Source organism: Cyanobium sp. ATX 6A2 (assembly GCF_024346355.1).
Taxonomy (GTDB): domain Bacteria; phylum Cyanobacteriota; class Cyanobacteriia; order PCC-6307; family Cyanobiaceae; genus NIES-981.
The window spans coordinates 1-23579 of sequence record NZ_JAGQCU010000006.1; the positions used below are offsets into that span (position 1 = coordinate 1).

The 23579-nt window shown below is 65.8% G+C and carries 22 protein-coding genes; 15 read left to right on the forward strand and 7 right to left on the reverse strand.

The annotated features are described in order from the left end of the window. From KBY96_RS07120 to KBY96_RS07130, 3 genes are all read left to right on the forward strand, one after another. A partial coding sequence (locus KBY96_RS07120) for a hypothetical protein (protein WP_254978672.1) occupies positions 1-345 on the forward strand: 345 nt, incomplete at its 5' end. Between the two features lie 161 nt (positions 346-506). Further along, the gene (locus tag KBY96_RS07125) at positions 507-1316 is read left to right on the forward strand and encodes a hypothetical protein (protein WP_254978673.1); all 810 of its coding nucleotides are present in this window, start codon (positions 507-509) and stop codon (positions 1314-1316) included. A gap of 612 nt (positions 1317-1928) precedes the next feature. After that, the gene (locus KBY96_RS07130) at positions 1929-2873 is read left to right on the forward strand and encodes a glycosyltransferase family A protein (RefSeq protein WP_254978674.1); all 945 of its coding nucleotides are present in this window, start codon (positions 1929-1931) and stop codon (positions 2871-2873) included. Positions 2874-2963: 90 nt separating this feature from the next. Here KBY96_RS07130 and KBY96_RS07135 read toward each other — a convergent pair whose 3' ends face one another. Continuing rightward, positions 2964-4127: a rhamnan synthesis F family protein gene (locus KBY96_RS07135; RefSeq protein ID WP_254978675.1), complete on the reverse strand. Its 1164-nt coding sequence runs from the start codon at positions 4125-4127 to the stop codon at positions 2964-2966. A gap of 526 nt (positions 4128-4653) precedes the next feature. Here KBY96_RS07135 and KBY96_RS07140 point away from each other — a divergent pair. The 5 genes from KBY96_RS07140 to KBY96_RS07160 all read left to right on the forward strand — a co-directional run bounded on the left by KBY96_RS07140 (position 4654) and on the right by KBY96_RS07160 (position 10713). Then, the gene (locus KBY96_RS07140; protein WP_254978676.1) at positions 4654-5061 is read left to right on the forward strand and encodes an OsmC family protein; all 408 of its coding nucleotides are present in this window, start codon (positions 4654-4656) and stop codon (positions 5059-5061) included. Positions 5062-5233: 172 nt separating this feature from the next. Continuing rightward, complete coding sequence (locus KBY96_RS16390) at positions 5234-5422, forward strand: hypothetical protein (protein WP_315859477.1); 189 nt, start codon at positions 5234-5236, stop codon at positions 5420-5422. 315 nt (positions 5423-5737) lie between these two features. Further along, on the forward strand, positions 5738-6814 hold the full coding sequence (locus KBY96_RS07150; RefSeq protein ID WP_254978677.1) for an HlyD family secretion protein: 1077 nt from the start codon (positions 5738-5740) through the stop codon (positions 6812-6814). Next, complete coding sequence (gene rbbA / locus KBY96_RS07155; protein WP_254978678.1) at positions 6811-9543, forward strand: ribosome-associated ATPase/putative transporter RbbA; 2733 nt, start codon at positions 6811-6813, stop codon at positions 9541-9543. The genes KBY96_RS07150 and rbbA overlap by 4 nt, the downstream gene beginning before the upstream one ends. A 3-nt stretch (positions 9544-9546) precedes the next feature. Beyond that, positions 9547-10713: an ABC transporter permease gene (locus tag KBY96_RS07160; protein ID WP_254978679.1), complete on the forward strand. Its 1167-nt coding sequence runs from the start codon at positions 9547-9549 to the stop codon at positions 10711-10713. Between the two features lie 83 nt (positions 10714-10796). Here the strand turns inward: KBY96_RS07160 and KBY96_RS07165 are convergent, their stop codons facing one another. Continuing rightward, positions 10797-11030 carry a hypothetical protein gene (locus tag KBY96_RS07165; protein WP_254978680.1) on the reverse strand — a complete coding sequence of 78 codons (234 nt, stop codon included), beginning with the start codon at positions 11028-11030 and terminating at the stop codon, positions 10797-10799. A 177-nt stretch (positions 11031-11207) separates the two neighbouring features. Between KBY96_RS07165 and KBY96_RS07170 the strand changes: the two genes are divergently transcribed. The 6 genes from KBY96_RS07170 (at position 11208) to KBY96_RS07195 (ending at position 14894) form a co-directional block, all read left to right on the forward strand. Beyond that, positions 11208-11411, forward strand: a complete 204-nt coding sequence (locus KBY96_RS07170) for a hypothetical protein (protein ID WP_254978681.1) — start codon at positions 11208-11210, stop codon at positions 11409-11411. A gap of 32 nt (positions 11412-11443) precedes the next feature. Further along, positions 11444-11587 carry a chlorophyll a/b-binding protein gene (locus KBY96_RS07175; protein ID WP_254978682.1) on the forward strand — a complete coding sequence of 48 codons (144 nt, stop codon included), beginning with the start codon at positions 11444-11446 and terminating at the stop codon, positions 11585-11587. 181 nt (positions 11588-11768) lie between these two features. Next, complete coding sequence (locus KBY96_RS07180) at positions 11769-13298, forward strand: carboxypeptidase M32 (protein ID WP_254978683.1); 1530 nt, start codon at positions 11769-11771, stop codon at positions 13296-13298. Positions 13299-13343: 45 nt separating this feature from the next. After that, the gene (locus tag KBY96_RS07185; protein ID WP_254978684.1) at positions 13344-13943 is read left to right on the forward strand and encodes an inorganic diphosphatase; all 600 of its coding nucleotides are present in this window, start codon (positions 13344-13346) and stop codon (positions 13941-13943) included. A gap of 41 nt (positions 13944-13984) precedes the next feature. Continuing rightward, a complete protein-coding gene (locus tag KBY96_RS07190) occupies positions 13985-14557 on the forward strand; it encodes a L,D-transpeptidase (RefSeq protein ID WP_396122290.1) in 573 nt (190 codons plus the stop codon). Positions 14558-14672: 115 nt separating this feature from the next. Then, complete coding sequence (locus KBY96_RS07195; RefSeq protein ID WP_254978685.1) at positions 14673-14894, forward strand: hypothetical protein; 222 nt, start codon at positions 14673-14675, stop codon at positions 14892-14894. Here the strand turns inward: KBY96_RS07195 and KBY96_RS07200 are convergent. The 4 genes from KBY96_RS07200 to rpoD are packed head-to-tail and all read right to left on the reverse strand — an operon-like array spanning position 14875 to position 19731. Next, entirely contained in the window at positions 14875-16854 is a 1980-nt protein-coding gene (locus KBY96_RS07200) for a chloride channel protein (RefSeq protein WP_254978686.1), read from the reverse strand. The two genes, KBY96_RS07195 and KBY96_RS07200, sit on opposite strands and share 20 nt — an antisense overlap. Before the next feature lie 31 nt (positions 16855-16885). After that, positions 16886-17848 (reverse strand): hydroxymethylbilane synthase, encoded by a 963-nt coding sequence (gene hemC, locus KBY96_RS07205; RefSeq protein ID WP_254978687.1) that lies wholly within the window; start codon positions 17846-17848, stop codon positions 16886-16888. 60 nt (positions 17849-17908) lie between these two features. Beyond that, positions 17909-18331 (reverse strand): DUF1824 family protein, encoded by a 423-nt coding sequence (locus tag KBY96_RS07210; RefSeq protein ID WP_254978688.1) that lies wholly within the window; start codon positions 18329-18331, stop codon positions 17909-17911. Continuing rightward, positions 18328-19731: an RNA polymerase sigma factor RpoD gene (gene rpoD, locus KBY96_RS07215; protein WP_254978689.1), complete on the reverse strand. Its 1404-nt coding sequence runs from the start codon at positions 19729-19731 to the stop codon at positions 18328-18330. The genes KBY96_RS07210 and rpoD overlap by 4 nt, the downstream gene beginning before the upstream one ends. 427 nt (positions 19732-20158) lie before the next feature. Between rpoD and priA the strand changes: the two genes are divergently transcribed. Next, complete coding sequence (priA, locus tag KBY96_RS07220) at positions 20159-22405, forward strand: primosomal protein N' (RefSeq protein WP_254978690.1); 2247 nt, start codon at positions 20159-20161, stop codon at positions 22403-22405. Positions 22406-22431: 26 nt separating this feature from the next. Here the strand turns inward: priA and KBY96_RS07225 are convergent, their stop codons facing one another. Further along, the gene (locus KBY96_RS07225; protein ID WP_254978691.1) at positions 22432-23565 is read right to left on the reverse strand and encodes a DUF3153 domain-containing protein; all 1134 of its coding nucleotides are present in this window, start codon (positions 23563-23565) and stop codon (positions 22432-22434) included. Positions 23566-23579 lie beyond the last annotated feature (14 nt).

Genomic DNA, 23579 nt, shown 5'->3' on the forward strand with positions numbered 1-23579 from the left:
GCAAGTTTCGGCTCCCAGAAAGGTGAAATCAGGCCAATCGAGGCTCAGATCCGCCAAAAATTGTTCATTCCGAGCAAATTGGAACCTTGGCCTCTCTTTCAGGGCTCGTTGCCCAGAGGTTCCTTAAGCGACTGGTGTGCATTGCACATCCAGCGCTGGCAAGCGATCAAGAGGTTGTGCAAAAATCAAGGGGGCTGGGGAAAGGAATCGTGGTCGAAGGCATCGCAGAATAGATCGCCTACAATCCGGGAGCAGAATTCAAGTGTGCAAAACTCAGCCAATGAAGCCCACCTGCCCAAACCACCCTCTCTATCCTCATCAAGCAACAAGGGAAAGCCTTCATGAACGCTGGTAATCCTGCGAACATACAATCGCAGAGGGAACTGGATTCCTATATTGATCGAGCCATCCGGTCATACAGTTCCTCTCGACAGTTCTTCACGTCTCTGAATCAGCTTATCACCAGAACAACCAGGCCTAGAAAGCCTGAGCTGGCTCTGCATGGTATGGAGAGAATCCTGGCGGAGACAAGGCTTCCTGCTCATCTCGAGATTTATGTACTGATCAACAGCTGCTATACCTTTTTCAATACTTGCAGGCCCGTGGATTCGGCTGCCGAGAGAAACGTGGCCAGGCTTGAGGAAGCGGTAGGCCTTTACAGCCAATACGCTCCCCGAAACAACAGGAGGGACAAGGTGGCACTTACCGCATCTTGCTACATGGTAAGGATCCATCACAGGCTCTATTCCCAAGCTTACGAGAGCCTTGAGGAGACAGTGACTCAAGGACTAGACTGGATAAACCAGTTACCCGAAGAGCATCTGCATACCTATGCCTGCTGGAATGCCATGACAAACTTTATCCGGATTGGCGGCTGGGCTGCGGTCATGAAGCCGATCCTTGAGCGCCAAGAGAGCTATACTTGGCATGCTATCCAAGGCTGCATTCAAAGAATTACAATCATACCCGCCTATACGAAGCTTAACATCAAACGAAAAGCCAGGGAAATACCAGTTATCAATCGAGAGAATATAGCTGCATCAAGAATTGCTTTGCTAGTTCTGAGGTACATAGAGGCCTTGAAAGGAGGCCAAAGAGAAAAGTCTCGCATATCCGAAGCCATGTATGTTCTGGGCAGCCGATGCATACGCCCAGAAGGCAGAAGTGCAAAGAATAATGTTCTATACGGCAACATCCTGGCACTGATTTCAGCTCGCGGGCTTCCATCTATCCCCACCGAAAGAATGGGCTATTGTTCTGACTTCTGGGATGATCTTTGTGGCTACTCCTCATTGGAATGGCGTGGGGCCGACTAGAGTCAACCAGGCCATCCCTAAACTCCTTACAAGGAAGAGTTCATCGGCAAGTCTCAACATGAAGGAAGGCCAGACTTGGCCAGCCTTGTGGCCTATGGTAGCTGAGTCAATTACCCATGATAGCGACCACAGGTCTTGTTTTGCATTTTAATTTGATACAGTGTCAAAGGTAGAATGAACACCAGAATGATACTAGATAGCAACAGTTATAAGCCACTCTCCTGGAGGCAGCTGAAAAAAATAAGGCTCTGCAGCCACGGGAAAAGACTGATGGAGTCAGGAGAGTCTGTTCGGGCTTATATTATATTTGACTGGCTTATAGAACGACATTCAGAATGCGCTGAGTACCAGTATTGTCTCGCCCGTTGCAGAACAGAGCTCATCAGAGAATACAAGAATCTATCCAGCCAAGACAGGCTGTTTCGAACACGCCGACATTCAAGAGAATCTCTTGACGTGAGACTGGTGAGCATGTTAATACCGATTATAGACAGAGATTGCATGGAACTGCTTTTAGAGATAATACATGGTTTTAGGAACCCATGCTTTGCAGTTCCATTGGAGGCCAATTGGCATAGTCGACAACGAGATATAGACAGATGGACACACCTGATGACTAGATATCTGAACCTCTTTTCAACACCTGCTCAAGAGCTTGCTGTCACGAGAATAAGTTCAGCGAATGCAACACCAATGCATATCCTAGAATTACTGAACATTGAAACTAGCATTGCTCGTCGAGAATCATCACGGCCTGGCACGCAAATCAGTATCATCATGTCCGCATACAATGCGGAATACACAATAGCCTACGCAATCCAGTCTTTACTGAATCAGGTTTATACGGACTTTGAGCTGCTAATTGTTGATGACAGCAGCACCGATCAAACGCAGACTATAATCAGGAAGTTTGCACAGTCTGACCAGAGAATCATACCAATACTGCTTACAGAGAATAGGGGAGCCTACGCCTGTCGAAATATAGCTCTATCCAGGGCATCTGGCACTTTTATCACAACTCATGATGCCGATGACTTTTGCCATCCATTACGATTGAGCCTTCAAGCTGAGTTTCTTGAACAGGACGCGAATAGAGTGGCTGTCATCAGTCAATGGCTGCGCATCAAAGAGAACGGCGAAATCATTTATCACAATAAAAGGGGGGGCGACTTTCTCCATGGTGGACTTGCAACAATGATGTACCGACACGAAATTGTCGCTACGATTGGTTTTTATGATGAAGTCAGATATTCTGCCGATACGGAATATCTATTCCGTATCCGTTCTCTTTATGGGCATGATTCAGTGGGTATTCTTCGAAAGCCTTTGGTGCTAGCGGCAGCTAATAACTATAGTCTTACGACAGCCAGGGAATCCTATACCGATAGTTTTCTTGGGGACTGCAAGAGCCGATCAGAGTATCGACATTCCTGGGAACATTGGCACCAAGAAGAAAGCCCAAGACTCTATCTCTCGATGAATCCAGTCACCAGACCATTTCCTGCTCCGGAAGAGATGCTGTCAAAGCATAACTCCAGGAATAATTTGAATGCATAGGATAGGATCCCTGCGGACACAATCAAACATTACATTGCAATGATGGGTGCGACTGTAGTTCAATTGGCTTGAAAGAGAATGGAAGAGCTGCTATGGCCTGGAAGCAAAGACTAGGCGATTTAAAACATGGAGATCCGACCAGCTTGGTATCTCAACTTCAAGCGACCTGAGTACAGGCATTAGCATAGAGCAGGCAGATCTGGCATGGCAGTGATTATGGGGCTGATAATTCTCTAACAACTCTCTCTTTATAAACATAAATCTATTCAAAAGAAGGAGAGCCCAACATGCCTGGGACATATTCGCTTGTAGTCCAGGCTTAGACCACCATTCCGTCATAAACGACGGATGTATCGATCCAGCCCAGGAACCAGGAAGAGAATCTGGGAAGCATTTCTTACTAATGTTATCTTGAATATCCATCCGCAGCGACTCCATGGCAGCGAATGTATCTGTACATGGAAGATGTAAATGTTCAAATAGTGACGTGGCACTATAACCATTTTTGAGGACAAAACTGCAAAGCCCAAGCTCACCGTTCTTGATGGCGTAGTCACGGGCTTTCATCTTCGATTGTTGCACGGAAAGGCCTAACCAGTATCGCTTCAAGTAGTTGTCAAGATCTGACGAGCAGAATAGCCGCGCCGAAAAGCTATAGAAATAGCTCTGAATATGATAAGTACGCTGCTCAAAAGAAGATGTCACCCCCAGGAGATCAATATCATTCTCTGGCTCCGCGAGGCGATCTAGGATTGGGTCGTGGCCAAAGCCTTTACTGGCAATATTAATGAGACTGCTATTGATAATAACATAACGAGTATCAGTTAAGAGCCCATGCTTCGCGAGAGACTCTCTGGCATCTCTGAGGGCTCCAAAGTCATACCCTATGTTTTCTCGTTGGATGTAGACACACTCAAAATCACCTAGGTGTTTCTTGGCACGACTGGGCCTCGCACTTGAAACGACTAAAACCCGATAACCGCAGGCTTGGGCGGACTGAATCAGCTGAATATATCCAGGCGCAAAAAATTCACTTGGATGATAGTGAAGAAAGATAATCGTGGCTGGCGCGGGCCGCGTGGCTAGTTTGGCAAGTCCAATTGCCTTAATGACAGCACTCGTATTATTAGGTCCGCTTGGGTCACTGCCCCAAGTCCTCACATGCACAGAAGGAAGGGCTTTTCTTGCCCTCCCGATTAATCGCTTGAACAGCTTCCCTAGAGACATCGCCATTGAAATGATGTTACTCGCCATCTTAGAATGAAGGTCATTATCTTATCCATCGACCGATCTAGCCACTGGATAACGTTCGTGAATAGCAGCATCTCAGCATGGCCAATAACACGTAGCAATTGAACTCAACATAGAGAATGATAGGGATAGTTGATACTGGACGGGGGGAGATCGGCAGGAATGAATGCCTGAAGGTGTTGGTTGATCAGTTCGTGAGATGCAATGCAGCCAGTATAAGCTGCTCTTTGTTAGCTTGTCTTGGAGAGCAGCTATCAACTCTCAATCTGGCTCCGGCCTCGGCCTCAAGCTGTTTCGGGTAGGCTCGCCTTCACATGGCTCTGGCAATCACTCAGGCATCTAAGAACTCCGGATGACCCATGTTTACTGTAAGTGGCTCACGAATAACGGGCAACCCTCTCCATGGGAACTCAAGCCTAGTTGGCTGGCTGATGACTGAGCTTCAGTACGCTGTTGGAGCTCTCAGATTGGTCACTACAGCGATGCCAGTTGCTGAAGCGGAGCGGCCGCTTGCTCCCCCATCCCGGTCATGACAACTATTTTATGCCGTTACGACGGCGGCATGCGCTGTATCGCCGAACACGGACCATCCGGCAGCGTGCTCACTACCGACCCTCCCACCGACAACGCTGGTCGAGGGGAGTGCTTTTCACCCACCGACCTGGTGGCCACTGCCCTGGCCACTTGCCTGCTGACGGTGATGGGCATCGTGGCGGAGCGCCACGGTTGGCCGCTGGACGGGGCCGCTGCCCGGGTGACAAAAACGATGAGCAGTGAACCGCCACGGCGCATCGCCGCCCTAGAGGTGTGGGTGAGCCTGCCGAGGGGCCTGGATGTCAACCAGAGGCACGCTCTACAGCGGGCGGCAGAGGGCTGTCCGGTGAAGGCCAGCCTGGAGGAGGCAATCCACATGACTCTGCACTGGGAACTGATCTGAACGCAGAGACACCTGAGGAGGGCGAGGCGAACAGAGACAGGAGGATAGTCCCGGAGGCGCTGCGCCCCTGCCTGGCTGTCAGTGGAGGCCTGCGGCGGCTGGTGATCCTGATGGGACAGCTGGGGGGTTTTGACAGCCTCGAATACTCCCAGGCCCTCGTGCCGGCCTGCAGGTGATCGCCATCGGCAACGCCGCCTGCCGGGAGCTCTTCTGTGCCTTCACCGGCCCGCCCACAGGCCAGATGCAGATGGACCCGGAGCTGCATTGCGCCATGGGTGTGGAGGAAGGCCTGACGCCGCCCATCGGTCCCTGGACCAATCTGCTGCTGATGTGCGCCGGCGTCGGCTTCCCGGCACCCTGACCGAGGTGCTGTGCGGCTAACGGGGTGATCGCCGCGCTCCCCAGCGCGTCAGGGCCGGAGACAGCATCCACATCGTCGCCCTTCCGCCCCTACCGGGATCCCTGTTCAACAGTGCCGGCGGCATGGGCAACCAGCGGCCCCTCACACAGAGCGTGGGCACCTGGCTGCTCGATGCCCAAGACAGGATGCCATTGGAGCAGCGCGATCAGGGTCTGCTGGGCTTCTCGGCCAACCTGCACTAATCCTTGCAGTTCCTCGAACAACACCTCGCCGCCCCGGCAGGATGAGCCGCACTGCCCGGGGAGGCGCGTAGCCATGGGCCAGCGCCACCGTGCTCTGGTGATCGCCTTGGCGCTGACGCTCGTCGGGGCGGGTGCCCTGTGGCTGCGACTGCGCAACCAGCAGGGTCCGCCGGTGTTCGCCAGCGGCAATGGCCGCCTGGAGGCCGTGGAGGTGGATGTGGCCACCCGCAGCGCCGGCCGCCTGCTGCGGGTGGAGGTGCAGGAGGGCGACGCGGTGCAGGCCGGCCAGGTGCTGGCCCGCATGGACACCGCCAGCCTGGAGGCCCAGCTGCTGGAGGCCAGGGCCGAGCTGCTGCGGGAGCAGACACGCATCGCCACGGCCCGCAGCCTGGTGGAGCAGCGCCAGGCGCAGCGGCGCGCGGCGAGCCAGGTGATCGAGCAGCGCCTGGCCGAGCGCGACCTCGCCGAGTTGCGCTTCCAGCGCTCCAGCCAGCTGGTGCGCTCCGGAGCTCTGGCCCGCGAGGTGTTCGACAACGACCGCTCCCGCCTGGCGGGCGCCGAGGCGGCCCTCAGCCAGGCCCAGGCCGATACGGCCGCCGGCCGCGCGGCGGTGGCGGCGGCGACCGGTGAGGTGCTGGCCGCCGAGGCCGCCGTGGAGGCCGCCCGGGCCCGGATTCAGCGGCTGCAGAGCGACATCGCTGAGGCGCTGCTCACCGCACCGATCAGCGGCCGGGTGCAGATCCGCATCGCCGAACCGGGCGAGGTGCTGGCCGCGGGAGGTCGGGTGCTGAACCTGCTCGACCTCAGCGACCTGCACATGACCTTCTTCCTGCCCACGCGGGAGGCGGGCCAGCTGCGGCTCGGCGCCGAGGCGCGCCTGATCCTGGATGCGGCTCCCGATCTGGTGATCCCCGCCCGGATCACCTACGTGGCCAGCGGCTCCCAGTTCACGCCCCGCACGGTGGAAACCAGCAGCGAGCGGGAGAAGCTGATGTTCCGCGTCAAGGCTCAGGTGGATCCGGCGTTGGTGCAGCGCTACGCCAGTGCCGCCAAGAGCGGCCTGCCGGGGGTGGCCTGGGTGCGGCTGGATCCGGCTGTGCCCTGGCCCCGGCATCTGCAGGTGCGCCTGCCCGCGCCGGCGGCGCCATGAGCCAGCCCGTCGTGCGCTGCAGCAACCTGGCCCTGCGCTACGGCCGCAGGCAGGCCCTGGACGGCGTGGGCTTCGAGCTGGGGGCAGGGGAGCTGCTGGGGCTGATCGGCCCCGACGGCGTGGGCAAATCCAGCCTGCTGGGCCTGATCGCCGGGGCCCGGCGCCTGCAGCGCGGCCAGCTGCAGGTGTTCGGCGGCGACATGGCGCGAGGGGAACACCGGCGCGCCATCTGCCAGCGCATCGCCTACCTGCCCCAGGGGCTGGGTCGCCATCTCCACGCCAGCCTCACGGTGGAGGAAAACCTGCGCAGCTTCGCGGCCCTGTTCGGGCTGGCGCGACAGGAGCGAAACCGGCGCTGCACCGCCCTGCTGGCCAGCACCGGGCTGGCCCCGTTCCGCCACCGACGCGCCGGCCAGCTCTCGGGGGGAATGAAGCAGAAGCTGGGCCTGTGCTGCGCCTTGGTGCACGACCCCGACCTGCTGTTACTCGACGAGCCCACCACCGGCGTGGATCCGCTGGCGCGGCAGCAGTTCTGGCAGCTGATCGCCGGCATACGCCACGCCCAGCCGGCGCTGGCCGTGCTCGTGGCCACGGCCACCATGGAGGAGGCTGCCGACTTCGATCGGCTGCTGGCCCTCGATGGCGGGCGGGTACTGGCCGACGCCAGTCCGGCTGAGCTGCTCGCCCGCACCGCCAGCGCCAGCCTCGAGCAGGCCTTCATCGCCCTGCTGCCGCTCGAGCGGCGGCAACGGCACCGGCCCGTGCTGATCCCCCCTGCGCGACAGGGGGCGGCGGAGGTGGTGATCGCAGCCCGCGGCCTCAGCCGCCGGTTCGGGGAGTTCATGGCGGTGGACGGGGTGGACCTGCGCATCGAGCGCGGCGAAATCTTCGGCTTCGTGGGCTCCAACGGCTGCGGCAAAACCACCACCATGAAGATGCTCACGGGCCTGCTGCCGGCCTCCGGTGGCCAGGCCTGGCTGCTGGGCCGGCCCGTCCGCGCCGACGACCTCGACACCCGCCGCCGGGTGGGCTACGTGTCCCAGACCTTTTCGCTCTACGGCGAACTGAGCGTGCGCCAGAACCTGATGCTGCACGCCCGGCTGTTCGGCCTTCCCGCCACCGGGCGGCAGGCCCGGGTGCGGGATCTGCTGGAGCGGTTCGATCTGCTGGCCGTGGCCGACACACGTCCCACCGCCCTGCCCCAGGGCCACCGCCAGCGGCTGGCGCTGGCGGTGGCCCTGATCCAGCAGCCGGAGGTGCTGATCCTCGATGAACCCACCTCAGGGGTGGATCCGGTGGCTCGCGAGGCGTTCTGGCAGGAGCTGATCCAGCTCTCCCGCCAGGAGAAGGTCACGATCTTCATCTCCACCCACTTCGTCAACGAGGCAGCCCGCTGCGATCGGCTGTCGCTGATGCACGCCGGCCGCGTGCTGGTGAGCGCCACCCCGGCGGAGCTGGCGCGGCAGCGGGGCGGCGGCTCCCTGGAGCAGGCCTTCCTGGCGATCCTCAGGGACGCCAGCGACGCCACTGCAGGGGAACCGGCCGCAACCCCGTCAGCGTCGATACCGATGGCAGTCGGGTGGCGTGGGCAGGCCAGCGGCTTCAGCCTGCAGAGGCTGGCCAGCATCGCCGGGCGGGAGACGCTGGAGCTGCGCCGCGATCCGCTGCGGGCGGTGCTGGCCCTGGCGGGCAGCCTGCTGCTGATGGTGGTGATGGGGCTGGGGATCAGCTTCGACGTGGAGCAGCTTTCGTTTGCGGTGCTCGACCACGACGGCACCAGCCTCAGCCGCGATTACGCGGACACCCTGGCGGGCTCGCGCTACTTCTCCGCGACTCCTCCCCTGCGCGATCACCGGGATCTGGATCGTCGCCTGGAAAGCGGACGCCTCAGCCTGGCCCTGGAGTTCCCGCCGCGTTTCGGGCGGGCCATCCTGCGCAGCAGTCCGGCGTCGATCGGCGTGTGGATCGATGGCGCCATGCCCCAGCGGGCGGAAACGGCCCGCGGCTACCTGCAGGGCATGCATGGCCTGTGGCTGAGGGAGCTGGGCGAGCGGGAGGGGGCACGGGCCAGGCCGAGCGGCGAGCCTGTGAAGGTGGAGACGCGCTTCCGCTACAACCCGGAGCTGCGCAGCCTCACGGCCATGGTGCCGACGATGATCCCGCTGCTGCTGCTGTTGTTGCCGGCCATGCTCACCGCCCTCTCGGTGGTGCGCGAGAAGGAGCTGGGCTCGGTGGTGAACCTCTACGTCACGCCGCTGACGCGGCTGGAGTTTCTGCTGGGCAAGCAGTTGCCCTATGCAGTCCTGGGGCTGGTGAACTTCCTGCTGCTGGCCCTGGTGGCCACCACCGTGCTGGGGGTGCCGCTGCGCGGCAGCCTGGCCGCCGCCACGCTTGCCGCCGGGCTCTACGTGGGGGCAGCCACGGGCTTCGGGCTGCTGGTGTCGTCATTCATGCCCAGCCAGATCTCGGCGATCTTCGGCACGGCCGTGCTCACGATCCTGCCGGCCCTGTCCTTCTCAGGGGTGTTCGATCCTGTGAGTTCCCTCACCGGCCTCAGCGCCTGGATCAGCCGCGTCTACCCCACCACCCACTTCCTCACGATCACCCAGGGCACGTTCCTCAAGGGCCTGGGTTTCGATGGGCTGGCCGGAGCGTTCCTGCCGCTGCTGCTGGCGATTCCGGTGTTGCTGGGGCTGAGCGTGCTCTGTCTGCGGCCCCAGGAGGCCTGAGCGATGGGCCAACTCCGGCTGCGCTGGGATCACGTGCGTGACCTGGGCGTCAAGGAGTTCTGGAGCCTGGCCCGCGACCCTTTCCTGCTGGGCCTGATCCTGTTCGCCTTCACGGTGTCGGTGTTCGCCGGCACGAAGGTCTCGCCCGAAACGCTACAGCACACCCCGATCGCCATCGTCGACGAAGACCGCTCCCAGCTCTCCACCCGTCTGCGCGACGCGTTTCTGCCCCCCTACTTCCAGGCGCCGCGGCTGGTGGACGCCAAGGAGATGGACCGCCGCCTGGATGCCGGCCTCGACAGCTTCGCCCTCCGCATCCCCCCGCACTTCCAGCGCGACCTGCTGGCCGGCCGCCAGCCGTCGCTGCAGCTGCAGGTGGATGCCACGCGCATGGGCCAGGCCTTCAGCGGCAGTGGCTACGTGCAGCGGATCGTGCAGGGGGAGGTGCGCGATTTCCAGGTGGAACGCCCAGGCGCCTGGCGCGCCCCCGGAGCGGTGGTCGCCGCCCCCACCGAAGCGGTGGAGCTGGTGATCCGGGCCCGCTTCAACCCGGAGCTGAGTCGGGTGTGGTTCGGCTCGATCATGCAGGTGATCAACCAGGTCACCCTGCTCTCGCTGCTGCTCACCGGCGCGGCCCTGCTGCGCGAGCGCGAGCGGGGCACGCTCGAGCATCTGTTGGTGATGCCCGTCACCCCCCTGGAAATCATGCTGGCCAAGGTGTGGTCGATGGGGCTGGTGGTGCTGCTGGCCGCAAGCGCCTCGCTGCTGCTGGTGGTGCAGGGACTGCTGCAGGTGCCGATCGCCGGCTCACTGCCCCTGTTCCTGGCGGGCACGTCGCTGCACCTCTTCGCCACCACCTCCATGGGCATCTTTCTGGCCACGGTGGCCCGCTCGATGCCCCGCTTCGGCCTCACGTTGCTGATGGTGGTGCTGCCCCTGCAGATGCTTTCGGGGTCCATCACCCCGCGAGAGAGCATGCCCGTGTGGGTGCAGCTGGCCATGCTGGTGGCACCCAACACCCATTACGTGATCCTGGGCCAGGGGATCCTCTACCGATCCGCCGGGCTGGCCGCGGTGTGGCCACAGTTCATCTGGCTGGCCCTGATCGGCTCGGGGTTCTTTGGCCTCTCTCTGGCTCGCTTCCGGCGCACCCTCGGGGCCCTCAGCTGAACGCTCGTCAGCCTTGCACCACGGAGGATCGGCGCTGACTGAAGGCGAAGGCGGCTGCGGCTCCGGGGGCAGCGCGGAGAGGATCAGGAACTCTTCTGGTAGAGCTGCTCGAGGCGCTCGCGGTTGAGATCCACAACCATCACCATTTCGCCCGGCTCGGGAGCCTCAGGGTGGCGCCGAGGGCCGTCGCTCTGAAAGCGGCGATCGGAGGGAGCACCCATCGGCTGGTTGGCCACGCGGAAGCCCTGGCTCATCAACGAGAAGGCCCCCACCAGCAGCAGCGCAAAACAGACCAGATACAACGTGGTGAACAGCATGTGGGGGGATTTTCGGCGACTTCAACCCTAGTGTGACGAAGTGTTAACCGCGACCTGGAGACGCAGAGGTCCTGCGCCCCAGGCGCTTTCAGGACCGAATGGGGTCCCAGCTCAGCCTGAACCGCGCGAATGAGAGGCAGTGTTAACGTTCCGTAACAACTCCTGCACGGACCAGTCATGACGGTCGGCGAACTCTTCCTCGAGTCCCTGTCATCGGGAGTGATCACTCCCGGCGAACTCAACTGGATCACGGCCCAGCAGCCCCGCTTCTCCCGGGTGGAGGAGGCCACCGCCCTGCGCCTGGGACGGCTGCTCGATCAGGGCGCCATCCAGCTGGGCTGCCGTCTGCCGGCGGCCAACACCCGCTTCACAATCGCTTAAGATCTGATCACGTTTCTTAACGCGCTGAACCCATGACTGACTCCACCTCCCGCTTTGGTTTCGTGGCCTTCGCTGAAACCTGGAACGGCCGCCTGGCCATGATGGGCTTCGTGATCGGTCTGGCCACCGAACTGCTCACCGGCCAGAGCATCCTCGGCCAGATCGGTCTGGGCTGAACCGCTCTGGGCTGAAGCCCTCTGTGCTGAAGCGGCAGCTTCAAGGCTCGGGTGCAGCGGCATCCACCCTCACCGCCCCCGGCCTCCAGCCGGGGGTTTTTTGATGCCCTCAGAGCTCAGAGCTGAAGCCTCAGGCCACTGGTCTTCTGGCGATGCTGAGACAACCCTCCCTCCTCCGCCCATGCCCGAGCAGCCAGCTGCCCTGGTGCGCCTGCAGCGGCACCTGCACCACACGCGCCTGCTGGGCTCCATCAGCAGCGCCCTCTACTACGACCAGAACACCGTGATGCCGGCCGGCGGGGCGGCCTGGCGGGGCGAGCAGCTGGCCCTGCTGGCCAGCCAGCTGCACGCGCGCCAGAGCAGCACGGAATACACCGATCTACTGGCCGCCGCCGAAAGCACGTTGCCCAGCGATGCCCCGCCCCCCCTGCGGCGCAACCTGCAGCTGCTGCGGCTGGACCTGGAGCGGCAGCGCTGCCTCGATCCGGCCCTGGTGCAGGCTCTGGCCCTGGCCCAGTCGCGCGGCAATGCCCTCTGGCAGGAGGCCCGCCGCGCCGACGACTTCGCGGCCTTCGCGCCGGGCCTGAGCGAGCTGCTGCAGCTGCGCCGCGAGCAGGCCAGCCAGCTGGCGGCAGCCGAGCCGGTGGCCCGCAGCGTCTGGGAGATCCTGGCCCAGCCGTTCGAACCCGACATCAGCAAGGCCCAGCTGGATGCCCTGTTCACCCCGCTCAAGACCGTCCTTCCAAAGCTGCTGGAGCGGCTGGCCCCAGCCCCACCCCCTGGCGCTGCCGGCAGCACCGCGGAGCTGCCCGAAGAGCTGCAGGAACGCCTCTGCAGCCAGTTGCTGCAGAGCTGGGGCTACGACCCCAGCCGCTGTCAGCGCTCCCGCTCCGCCCATCCCTTCTCCTGCACCCTCGGTCCGGCCGACTACCGCATCACCACCCGGGTGGTGCCGGGCCAACCGTTCTCCGCTTTCCTGGCCACCGCCCACGAGTGGGGCCATTCCCTCTACGAACAGGGCCTGCCCCGTTCAGACGACCACTACTTCCCCTGGCCCCTGGGGGAGGCCACCTCGATGGGGGTGCATGAATCCCAGTCGCTGTTCTGGGAGTGCCGGGTGGCCCGGGGCCGCGCCTGCGCCGAGCGCTGGTATCCCCGCTTCCGCGATGGGCTGGGGGCCGACCCCTGGGGCAACGCGGCGCAGTTCTGGCGGCAGCTCAACCCCCTCCAGCCGGGGTTGATCCGCGTGGAGGCCGACGAACTCAGCTACGGCCTGCACATCGTGCTGCGCTACGAGCTGGAGCTGGCCCTGCTGGAGCAGGAGATGCCGGTGGCCGAGCTGCCCGCCGCCTGGAACCGGCGGATGCAGGAGCTGCTCGGCATCCAGCCAGCCAGCGACGCCGAGGGCTGCCTGCAGGACATCCACTGGGCCGAAGGTTTGTTCGGCTATTTCCCCTCCTACGCCCTGGGCCATCTGATCAGCGCCCAGCTGGCGGAGACGCTGGAGGCGGAGATCGGAGCGATCGAAACCCTGGTGGCCGCTGGCGAAGAGGCGGTGCTGCAGGCCTGGCTGGCCCGCCACGTCTGGGGTCTGGGCCGCAGCGTCAACGGCGCCGAGCTGGTGGAGCGGGTGAGCGGCAGGCCCCTCAGCGCCGCCCCGTTCCTTGGCTACCTGGAGCACAAGATCGAGCGGCTGCTGGAAGCAGGTTGAGCGGCGATGCCCTCCGTAGGATGCGCCCCGCCCGTCCAGCCCTTCATGGCGAACATCGACCACGCCCCCAGCCGCACGATGCTCAACCTCCTGCACGTGCTGCCGGCCTTCGCCGATGAAGCTGAGCTGAGGCTGAACGCGATCGTGGAGCTCAACTCGATGACGATCAACAAATACGAGCTGATCACGGAAACTGGCCAGCTCAAGCTCGATCGGGTGGGCTACTCGTCGCTGGCCTACCCGTTTGCCTACGGCTGCATCCCCCGCACCTGGGACGAGGACGGCGACCCCCTCGACATCGAGATCGTGGGTGTGACCGAGCCCCTGATCCCCGGCTCCCTGGTGGAGGCCCGCATCATCGGCGTGATGAAGTTCGACGACGGCGGTGAAGTGGACGACAAGGTGATCGCCGTGCTGGCCGATGACAAGCGCATGGACCACATCACCAGCGCCTCCCAGCTGGGTGCGCATTGGCTGAAGGAAACCACCTACTACTGGGAGCACTACAAAGACCTCAAGAAGCCAGGCACCTGCCGGGTGAACGGCTTCTTCGACGCCGAGGAGGCCGTGAAGGTGATCAAGGAGTGCGAGGCCCGCTACAACAGCGAGATCGCCCCGAAACTGGTGAACGGCCCCAGCACCTGAGCCGCTCCTCCACGCCCCCAACCGCCATGGCTCCGCGCCCCATGCCAAACCCATCCCGTCGGCGCCGGCCAGTCCCCTGGCTGTTGGCAGCCCTGCTCGGCGGCGCGGCCCTCGCCTGCGGCGGCGCCCTGGCCTCCAGCGAGCCTGGCGTGGCGCCCCAGGAGATGGAGTCAGCTGCTACGGCCGTCACCCCCGGCCCACCGCCGGTGCTCACCCGCGAGATCGTGCTGGAGCTGGGCCGGCGCCAGATTTCCCTGGTGGAAGCCGGCACGGTGCTGGGCAGCTGGCCGGTGGCCATCGGCGACCCCCGCACCCCCACGCCCACCGGGCGTTTCACGGTGGAGAACAAGGTGGTGAACCCCATCTACCAGAGCACCTCCAGCGGCAAGGTGAACAACAAGGTGGGCCCCCAGGCGCCCCTGGGCGATCGCTGGATCGGCTTCAAGCAGAGTGGCCTCAACCAGTTCGGCATCCACGGCACCCCGGATGCCTGGTCCTGGACTGTCACATCCCGGGCGGCGGTGTCCAACGGCTGCGTGCGCATGCTCACCCCGCACGTGCGCCAGCTGTTCGATCAGGTGGAGGTGGGCACGCCCGTGGTCGTCAAACCCTGATCAGCCGCGGATCAACGGCCAACCCGGAAGACTTTCTGCACTCTTCGGGCCCATGTGGTGCTAGGGATATCTTCATCCCCTAACTTGAGCACCCAACGCGCACCTCACCGCCGGCATGGCCAGCGATCACGGCCACTTCGCCCATCACTGCCAACACCAGGAGCTCCAGCACGAGGGTTCCACCACCCCCAGCACGGTGCTGAAGTGGTCGAGCGACGGTGAGCTCTCGGTGCTGGATCTGCAACGGCTGGTGGACCGCCTGCAGCAGACCGATCCGGTGGCGGAGGCCCTGCTGCACGCCTCCCACTTCACTGCCCTCAATCCCGAGCCCTGCTGAGGCGGCGGGCCAGGGCCCGGGCCAGGCCATCGCGACTGGCCAGACCACGCAATGCCGCCACCGGCAGCCCGGAGCCGGGAGGGCCCTGGGGCAGGGCCGGTGGATTCAGCCCCGGCAGCTCGAACACCGGCAACTGGCGCAGGCCGCTGGGGCGCAGCTGATCCTCGAGCCGGGCGAGCTGGCTGGCCAGCGGCAGCCACACCAGCTCGCTGCGCAGGCAGTCGATCAGCTGGATGTCGGCAAGAGCGCCGGTTTGGGCCTGCTCGCTGCGGGCGCTGAGCAGGCGCTGAAGGTCGGGCAGGGTCACCAGGCCCACCACCCGGGCACCCTCGCTCACCAGCAGGCAGTGGCCCCGGGTGTCCAGCAACCGCTCCAGGGCGTCTGGGGCCGGGCAATCGGCCGGCAACACCAACGGCTGCTCCGGGTCGAGGGCCTCCTCCAGCGGCACCGCGGCGAGCTGCCGGCGGCGGCGCTCCTCAGCCGTATCCGGCCCCAGCAGGCCGGGGTCGCTGAGGCCCTGCCGGCGCTCCACCAGGACGGCGCTGAGGCCGGCGGCGGCCATCAGCGGCAGCACGATGCGGATGTCGCGGGTGAGCTCGAACAGCAACAGCAGGGCGGTGAGCGGTGCGCGGGCGCTGCCGGCGAGCACCGCCGCCATGCCCACCATCGCGTAGGCGGGCGGTTCCGCCACCGGCAGACCCAGTCCGCCGTCCCCCAGCAGCTGGCCGTAGCAGTTGCCCAGCACCGCCCCCAGCACCAGGGCCGGAGCGAAGCCTCCGCCCACGAAACCGGTGGCCGCACTGATCCCCGTGGCCAGCAGCTTGGCCCCCAGCAGCAGCAGCAACACCAGCAGCGGGACGCCGCCATCGCGGCCCAGCAGGGCCTCGATCGTGTCGTAGCCCACGCCCAGCACCTGCGGAAAGGCCAGGGCCACCACCCCCACGGCCGCTCCCCCCAGGGCCGTGCCAAGGCCGGGCGGCAGGTCTGCCAGCCAGCCCTGCAGGCGGGCGCTGCGGCCCAGGGCCAGGGTGTGGAGCAGCAGCAGCGACAGACCGCTGGCCAGCACACCGAGCCCGAGGTAAAGGGGCAGCTCAAGGGGAGAGCGCACCTCGTAGGCCGGCAATCGCAGGATCGGCGCCTCGCCCAGCAGCAGCTGCACCACCAGGGTGGCACTCACCGCCGCCACCAGCACCGCGCGCAGGCTGGGACGGCCCTGGATCGTGCTGAAGCTGCCCTCAAAGGCGAAGAACACCCCAGCGATCGGGGCCTTGAAGCCGGCCGCAAGCCCGGCCGCCACCCCGGCGGCCACCAGGGCCTTCTGGCTCTGGGGAGGCAGGCGGGCACGCAGCGCCAGCCACAGACCAAGATTGCCACCGCTCTCCACGCTGGGGCCCTCCGGCCCCAGGGAGGCACCGCTGCCCAGGCTCAGCGAGGCCGCCAGCAGGCGCTGGAACGGCAACTGGGGTGCTGCAGGCACGGCCCCATCGGCCATGGCCATCAGGCTGGGAAGACCGGGCCCGGGATCGGTACGCCAGCGCCGCAACAGACCCACCGCCAGCCCACCCAGGCAGGGCACCACCACCACAGGCCACAGCTGCAGCCAGCGGGGCAGGCCGGCCAGCGGCGCGGGCGGCAGCTCAGCCGCGGGGGGCGGCGGCGGCAGGTAGCCCAGCCCGCCCAGTCCGATCTGCAACAGGGCCGTGAGCGGTGTCTGTTCGGGGAGTGATGGCAGTAGCGCGGGCGGCGTGGCGGGCGGCGGCGGCGGCAGCGGGGCGCGGCCGAGGCTCAGCAGACCCTCCACCAGCGGACCGAACAGGGCACTGTTGATCAGCCCCACCAGCTCGTGGAAGGCCACCACCGCAAGCCCGGTGAGCAAACCCACCAGGCCGGCCCAGGCCAACAGGCTCCACTGGAAGGGCACACTGCCGGGATCCCACTCCGCCAGGGGCGCCGACTGCAACTGCGGCGGCGGCTGGGGCTGCCGTTGGGGCTCAGGCCTGGGGCCGGACGCTGGCAAAGATCTCCTCCAGGATCTGGCCTGCCCCCTGCCCCCGCAGCCGCTGGGCGAGGGCAATGCCGAGAACCTCGGGATCCTCCTGGGGGCCGCGCACCTCGTCGCGCAGCAGGCGCAGGCCGTCCAGGCTGGCCACCATGCCTGTGAGAATCAGCTCACCGCTGTGATCGGGTTCGGCAAAGCGGGTGTTCACGCCGATCGGCACCTGGCAACCACCCTCCAGCTCCCGCAGGAAGGCCCGCTCGGCCAGGCAGCGCCGGGCTGTGGGGGTGTGCTCCAGCACCTTGATCTGCTCCAGCACGGCCGTGTCGCCATCGCGGCACTCGATGCCCAGGGCCCCCTGACCCACGGCGTGCAGGGAGATGGAGGGGTCGATCAGCTCGTGGATGCGATCACCCAGCCCCAGGCGCCCCAGCCCAGCGGCGGCCAGGATCAGGCAGTCGTACTCACCGCCATCCAGCTTCTCGAGCCGGGTGATCACGTTGCCGCGCACATCCTTGAAGCTGAGGTGCGGGAAGTGATGGCGCAGCTGGGCCAGACGCCGCAGCGAGCTGGTGCCCACCACCGAGCCGGCGGGCAGGGTGGCCAGGGTCTTGTCGCTGTGTCTGGCATGCACCACCAGGGCATCGGCGGGATCCTCCCGCTCGGTGATGCAGCCGAGCATCAGGCCCTCGGGCAGGTTGGTGGGCAGGTCCTTGAGGCTGTGGACGGCAATGTCGGCCCGGTCCACCAGCATCTGGGCCTCCAGTTCCTTGGTGAACAGACCCTTGTCGCCGATCTTGGCCAGGGCCACATCGAGGATCTTGTCGCCCTGGGTGGCCATGGCCTCGATCGAGATCTCCAGATCGGCATGGGCCCTGATCAGTTCGTCCCGCACCCAGTGGGTCTGCACCATGGCCAACTGGCTGCGGCGGGAGGCAATGCGCAGGGTGGGGGCCATGGCAGGCAGTTCACAGCGGGTCAGCCTAAGGAGCCGCTTGCTCCCTCCCGGCCGCGGCTGTCACAAACCTGCGGCAGGGATCGCCTGGGCCTGGAGGGCGAACAGATCCAGCGGCAGCGGGCCCCAGGTGTCCTCGGCGGCCGGATCGACCGGGCTGTGGCCGGTGATCAGCAGTCCCTCCCCCAGGCCCGTCTCGCGGCGCAGCAGGAAGCGTCCGCTGCTCTGATTGCCCTTGAGAAACACAGGACCCTCAATGGCGGCAGGGTCCTCACAGGCCCCATCCAGCTCCAGGGGGGGCCAGTGCAGGGCTGCCTCCAGCTGCCGCAGACACTGCAGCGCAGCCGAGGCACTGGGGGCCATCACCCCCAGCGTGAACCACTCACAGCCACGCAGCCGTGAGCGCAGCTCGGCCAGCAGGGCAGTGCGGCCGGCTCCATCGAGCTCGGGAGCACTGCGCAGACCGCGCAGTCCATCCAGGGTCACTTGATGTACTCCTTGAGCACGCCGTTGCGGTTGGGGTGGCGCAGCTTGCGCAGGGCCTTGGCTTCGATCTGGCGGATGCGTTCGCGGGTGACATCGAAGATCTGGCCGATCTCCTCGAGGGTCTTCATGCGGCCGTCATCGAGGCCATAGCGCAGCCGCAGCACGTCGCGCTCGCGCGGGCTGAGGGTGGACAGCACGCCTTCGAGGTCTTCGCGCAGCAGGTTCTTGGCCACATCCTGCTCGGGGTTCTCGATGTCGGCCTCGATGAAGTCGCCTAGGCGCGAATCCTCCTCCTTGCCGATGGGGGTTTCCAGGGAGATCGGCAACTGGGCGCTCTTGGCGATGAAGCGCAGCTTTTCGATGGTCATCTCCATCGATTCGGCGATCTCCTCCTCCGTGGGCTTGCGGCCAAACTCCTGGGAGAGGGTCTTGGTGGTTTTCTTGATCCGCGAGATCGTCTCGTAGAGGTGCACCGGCAGGCGGATGGTGCGGCTCTGATCAGCGATGGCGCGGGTGATCGCCTGACGGATCCACCAGGTGGCGTAGGTGGAAAACTTATAGCCCTTCTCATGGTCGAACTTCTCGGCCGCGCGGATCAGGCCCAGGGAGCCCTCCTGAATCAGGTCCTGAAAGCTCAGGCCCCGGTTCATGTACTTCTTGGCGATCGACACCACCAGGCGCAGGTTCGACTGCACCATCTTTTCCTTGGCTCGGCGGCCCAGCATCAGGCGGCGGCGGAACTTGATCGGCGGCATCTCCACCAGCACCGCCCATTCCTTGTTGTCGGGCTGGCGGCCATGGTCGCTCTCGAACTGGGCCGCCAGTTCCTCCAGATACAGCAGATCGGCGATCTTGCGCGCCAGTTCGATCTCCTCATCGGGCCGCAGCAGGCGGATGCGGCCGATCTCCTGGAGATAGACTCGGATCGAGTCTTCGGTGTAGACCCCCTTGGGCCCCACCTTGACCCCGGGCAGAGCCTTGCTGTCCTTGGCCGCCGCAGTGGGCTTGGCATCCGTGCTGGCCTTGCCGGCGGCCTCGCTGTTCTTGGCGTCGCCGGCTGTCTCGGCAGCTGCCAGCAGCTGGTCGGCCGCCTGCTGCAGATCGGCGCCCGCCTTGGCCCTGGGCTTGCCGCTGCCTGCGGCTGCGGTCTTGGCAGGTTTCGACTTGGCAGCCGCAGTCTTCGCAGCTGCGGTCTTCGCAGCCGGTGTCTTGGCAGAGGCAGTTTTGGCAGGCGCGGCCTTGGCCTTGGCAGCGGCGCCCTTGCCGGCCTTGGCGAGGGCGCTGCCGCCCTGGCTGGTGGCGGGGGTGGAGGTCGCCGCCACGGCCATCTCTTCACCAGCGGCCGTGGCCACCTTCAGGATTTCGACAGCAGGCTTGGACTTGGCGGCGGCTGGGCTCATCGCGGAACGGGACAACAGAACGGAAAGACAGGCAGGGAGGATCGCCGGAGAGGACGACCGGAGCAGGCGGCGGGGCTGACACGGGAAGGCGTCACCCGGCTGGAGTGGGCCGGGGACGGTCAGAGCTGTTCAGCGCGTCATGCTGCCGCAGGGAACGACGACGGCGCGGTAAACAGGCCGGAGAGGCAAGCCGAAAATGGGGTATGGGAAACCGGGTTGGCCGAGGCCGCAACAGGGTCGACAGGGGTGGTCGCAGACCGGAGCCGGATCGCAGGTTGGGGTAGCCGTGGACAGCAATGCCTCGAACAGCAGTGCCGTGAACAGCAAAACCTTGGCGGACTCTTCAAGTCTTCCCTCTGGACGGAACTCTGTTGGGTTCCGACGGCAGCCCTAGAGCTGCCCAACCCGCCAATCCTATGAACTCGAGGTGAGCTCCGCAAGTAAACCCACCCCTGGCTGGCTGCAGATCTGGCTGGAGGCAGGGCGTGAGGGGCAGGTGTTCACCTACGCCAACAGTGCCGGGCTGCCACTGGCCATCGGCGACCTGGTGGAGGTGCATCTGCAGGGCAGGCGCCACGGCGGACTGGTGGTGGAGCTGTTGAGCGCGCCGCCACCGGAGCTCGAGGGGCGGCGGCTGCAACCGGTGCTGCGGCAACTGCAGGCGGCGGCCGTGGATGACGGCTGGCAGCAGCTGATCACGGCCGTGGCGGAGGACTGCCACACCAGCCGCTTCAAAACTCTTAAAAGTGCCCTGCCTTCAGGATGGCTGGGGCAGCGCCGGCAGGCCGGTGGCGGCCCCCGGGTGCCGATCTGGTTTGTGCGCCCCTCCCCCCAGCCCCCCGGCCCGAGCGCGGAGGGGCTCAGCGATCGCCAGCGGCAGCTGCTCAACCACCTGCGCCAGGCAGCAGCCCCCTTGCCCCTGCGGCAGCTGTGCGGCCAGGACGGCTTCAGCCGCTCGGTGCTGCAGGCCCTGGAACGACGGGGCCTGGTGTGCCGCGAGCGGGGCGCCGACCCGGGCCCAGCGGCCAGCGCGAGCCCGGCGGCCGTTGCCCCCCGTCAGCTCACCGACGCCCAGCGCCAGGCACTGGAGGCGATTGAGGCGGCCCCGCCCGGCCAGAGCCTGCTGCTCTGGGGCGTCACCGGTGCGGGCAAGACGGAGGTGTACCTGCAGGCGGCGAGCCGGTGCCTGGAGCGCCGGCGCAGTGCCCTGATCCTGGCGCCCGAGATCGGCCTGATTCCCCAGCTGCTCGACCGCTGCCGCGAACGCTTCGGTGAGCGGGTGGTGGAGTTCCACAGCGGCCTGGGCGATGGCGAGCGCGTGGCCACCTGGCGCCGCTGCCTGCGCGGAGACCCGCTGCTGGCCGTGGGCACCCGTTCGGCCGTGTTCCTGCCGCTGCCGGAGCTGGGGTTGATCGTGCTCGACGAGGAGCACGACAGCTCGTACAAGCAGGAGAGCCCGATGCCCTGCTATCACGCTCGCGATGTGGCCAGACGGCGGGCTCAGCTCAGTGGCGCCCGCCTGCTGCTCGGCAGTGCCACGCCATCGCTGGAAAGCTGGCAGGCCTGCCACGGCCCGCAGGCCGACACCCGCCTGCTGCGGCTGCCCCAGCGCATCGGCGGCCGTCCCCTGCCGCCGGTGCGGGTGGTGGACATGCGCCAGGAGCTGGCCGAAGGGCACCGACGGCTGCTCAGCCGGCCGCTGATGGATCGCCTGGCGGTGCTGCGCGAGCAGGGGGAACAGGCCGTGGTGCTGGTGCCGCGCCGCGGCTACCACGCCTTCATGAGCTGCCGCAGCTGCGGTGAGGCGGTGCTCTGCCCCCACTGCGATGTGGCGATGACGGTGCACCGCAGCCGGGGGGGGCGGGAGTGGCTGCGCTGCCACTGGTGCGACCACCGCTCCGAGCTGGGGGAGCGCTGCGGCCACTGCGGCTCCACCGCCTTCAAGCCCTTCGGCGCCGGAACCCAGCGGGTACTGGAGCAGCTGGAGCGGGAGCTGGAGGGGCTGCGGGTGCTGCGCTTCGACCGCGACACCACCCGCGGCCGCGATGGCCACCGCCGCCTGCTGGAGCGCTTCGCCTCCGGCCAGGCCGATGTGCTGGTGGGCACCCAGATGCTCGCCAAGGGCATGGACCTGCCCCGGGTGACCCTGGCGGCGGTGCTGGCCGCCGACGGCCTGCTGCATCGGCCGGATCTGCGGGCCGCAGAACAGAGCCTGCAGCTGCTGCTGCAGCTGGCGGGCCGGGCGGGCCGGGGCGAACGCCCCGGGGAGGTGCTCGTGCAGACCTACAGCCCCGACCACCCGGTGATCCGCCATCTGGTGGATGGCCGCTACGACCGCTTTCTGGCGGAGGAAGGCGAGCTGCGGCGCCACGGCTCCCTGGTGCCCTTCAGCCGGGCCTGTCTGCTGCGCTTCAGCGGCCCCAGTGCCGCCGCCACCGCCACCGCCGCCAGCGCCGTGGCGGAGCGGATCCTGCCGGCGGCGCAGCTGCAGGGCTGGAGCGTGATCGGCCCCGCACCGGCGCCGGTGGCCCGGGTTGCGGGCCGCAGCCGCTGGCAGCTGCTGCTGCATGGACCCGCCGCCACAGCCCTGCCCCTGCCGCCGGAGGCGGAGCTGCGGCGGATGCTGCCGGCTGCCGTTGCCCTGGCCATCGATCCCGATCCCCAGATGCTCTGAGCAACCGGCTGCCCAGAGCAGCCGGTTCAGGCCGGCAGCTGGGGCCAGCCGAAGCCCAGCCGCTGACGCAGGCCGGCAAGCACCAGCACCAGGGCGAGCGCGAAGGCAATCGCCAGGGCGCCCAGCCCCAGGGGGCTCCAGCGCCAGCAGCGCAGCTCCAGCCGATTGCGCTCGCCCAGGCGCAGGGGCCAGTGCAGGCGCGGGCCGCTCCGGCCGCGCTGGCTGGGCAGCACCTGCACCGGCTCCGGCAGGGAGCGGCGCACGGCCCGCTGGCGCAGGGGCTGAAGGTCGAGGCTCAGGTCCACCCCGGGGACTCCCGCTGCTGCCCGCAGATCCAGCTCCAGCACCAACTCCTGGCGCACCCCCAGCAGCCAGTTGCGCTCCTGCCAGTGCAGCTGCGGTGGCGGCAGAGACACCCCCGCCAGCCGTGCCGCCAGCTGGACACTGGCCGCGAGAGTGTCCAGGGTGGCGGCGGCCGGTTGCATCGCCCCCTCCAGCCGCTCCACGCCGGGTCCCTGGCCGGAGGCTGGCAGAGGGCGCAGGCCCAGCTCCCGCAGCGCCCCGGCAAACTGACGTTGCCAGGGGCCGGGGGGCTGGCCCTGGCTGGGACTGAGCTGCTCCACCAGCTGTAACCGGCCGGGCGCGCCGAAGTGGAGCTCCACGCCCACCTGCACGCAACCGCCCAGCAGCAGCGTGAGCAGGAGCAGGATCGCCACCAGCACCGCCAGGCCCAGGGGTGCCCTGGTAGGACCCACAGGCGGCGGCGGCGGGTCCGGGGGGCCGGAGGCGCCGGCACGGCGCGAGCGCTGCAGAAAGCTGCCACTGATCGGCTCCACCCCCCCCAGCTCCGGCAGGGTCAGCGACCACTCGCGCGGACGGCTGAGCGCCGGGGCCTCCAGCACCTCCAGCAGCTCGCCGGCCTGCTGGCGCAGGGTGGCATCGGCACAGCACCTGGCCTGACGACAGCAGGCCAGGGCCGCCGCGCTGTCACCCCGGCCCATCCAGGCCGTGGCCCGCAGCAATTGCAGCCGGCCGCCCTCGGCGGTGGTGGGCGGGTAGCGGCGCTCGAGCGGCTCGAGCAGGCTCAGCACCTGGCCGTAGTCACCGCGATCGAGGGCCCGGCAGGCGGGGGCAAAGGGGTCGGGGGAAGACTCGCTCAAGGGATCGTGGGCTC

Coding starts and splice junctions, on each gene's coding strand:
- KBY96_RS07130 (WP_254978674.1), top strand. CDS start 1,929: ATGACTAGATATCTGAACCTCTTTTCAACACCTGCTCAAGAGCTTGCT.
- KBY96_RS07175 (WP_254978682.1), top strand. CDS start 11,444: ATGACTGACTCCACCTCCCGCTTTGGTTTCGTGGCCTTCGCTGAAACC.
- KBY96_RS07140 (WP_254978676.1), top strand. CDS start 4,654: ATGACAACTATTTTATGCCGTTACGACGGCGGCATGCGCTGTATCGCC.
- KBY96_RS07185 (WP_254978684.1), top strand. CDS start 13,344: ATGGCGAACATCGACCACGCCCCCAGCCGCACGATGCTCAACCTCCTG.
- KBY96_RS07135 (WP_254978675.1), bottom strand. CDS start 4,127: ATGGCGAGTAACATCATTTCAATGGCGATGTCTCTAGGGAAGCTGTTC.
- rpoD (WP_254978689.1), bottom strand. CDS start 19,731: ATGAGCCCAGCCGCCGCCAAGTCCAAGCCTGCTGTCGAAATCCTGAAG.
- rbbA (WP_254978678.1), top strand. CDS start 6,811: ATGAGCCAGCCCGTCGTGCGCTGCAGCAACCTGGCCCTGCGCTACGGC.
- KBY96_RS07195 (WP_254978685.1), top strand. CDS start 14,673: ATGGCCAGCGATCACGGCCACTTCGCCCATCACTGCCAACACCAGGAG.
- KBY96_RS07150 (WP_254978677.1), top strand. CDS start 5,738: ATGGGCCAGCGCCACCGTGCTCTGGTGATCGCCTTGGCGCTGACGCTC.
- KBY96_RS07190 (WP_396122290.1), top strand. CDS start 13,985: ATGCCAAACCCATCCCGTCGGCGCCGGCCAGTCCCCTGGCTGTTGGCA.
- KBY96_RS07165 (WP_254978680.1), bottom strand. CDS start 11,030: ATGCTGTTCACCACGTTGTATCTGGTCTGTTTTGCGCTGCTGCTGGTG.
- KBY96_RS07180 (WP_254978683.1), top strand. CDS start 11,769: ATGCCCGAGCAGCCAGCTGCCCTGGTGCGCCTGCAGCGGCACCTGCAC.
- KBY96_RS07170 (WP_254978681.1), top strand. CDS start 11,208: ATGACGGTCGGCGAACTCTTCCTCGAGTCCCTGTCATCGGGAGTGATC.
- KBY96_RS07125 (WP_254978673.1), top strand. CDS start 507: ATGGAGAGAATCCTGGCGGAGACAAGGCTTCCTGCTCATCTCGAGATT.
- hemC (WP_254978687.1), bottom strand. CDS start 17,848: ATGGCCCCCACCCTGCGCATTGCCTCCCGCCGCAGCCAGTTGGCCATG.
- KBY96_RS07160 (WP_254978679.1), top strand. CDS start 9,547: ATGGGCCAACTCCGGCTGCGCTGGGATCACGTGCGTGACCTGGGCGTC.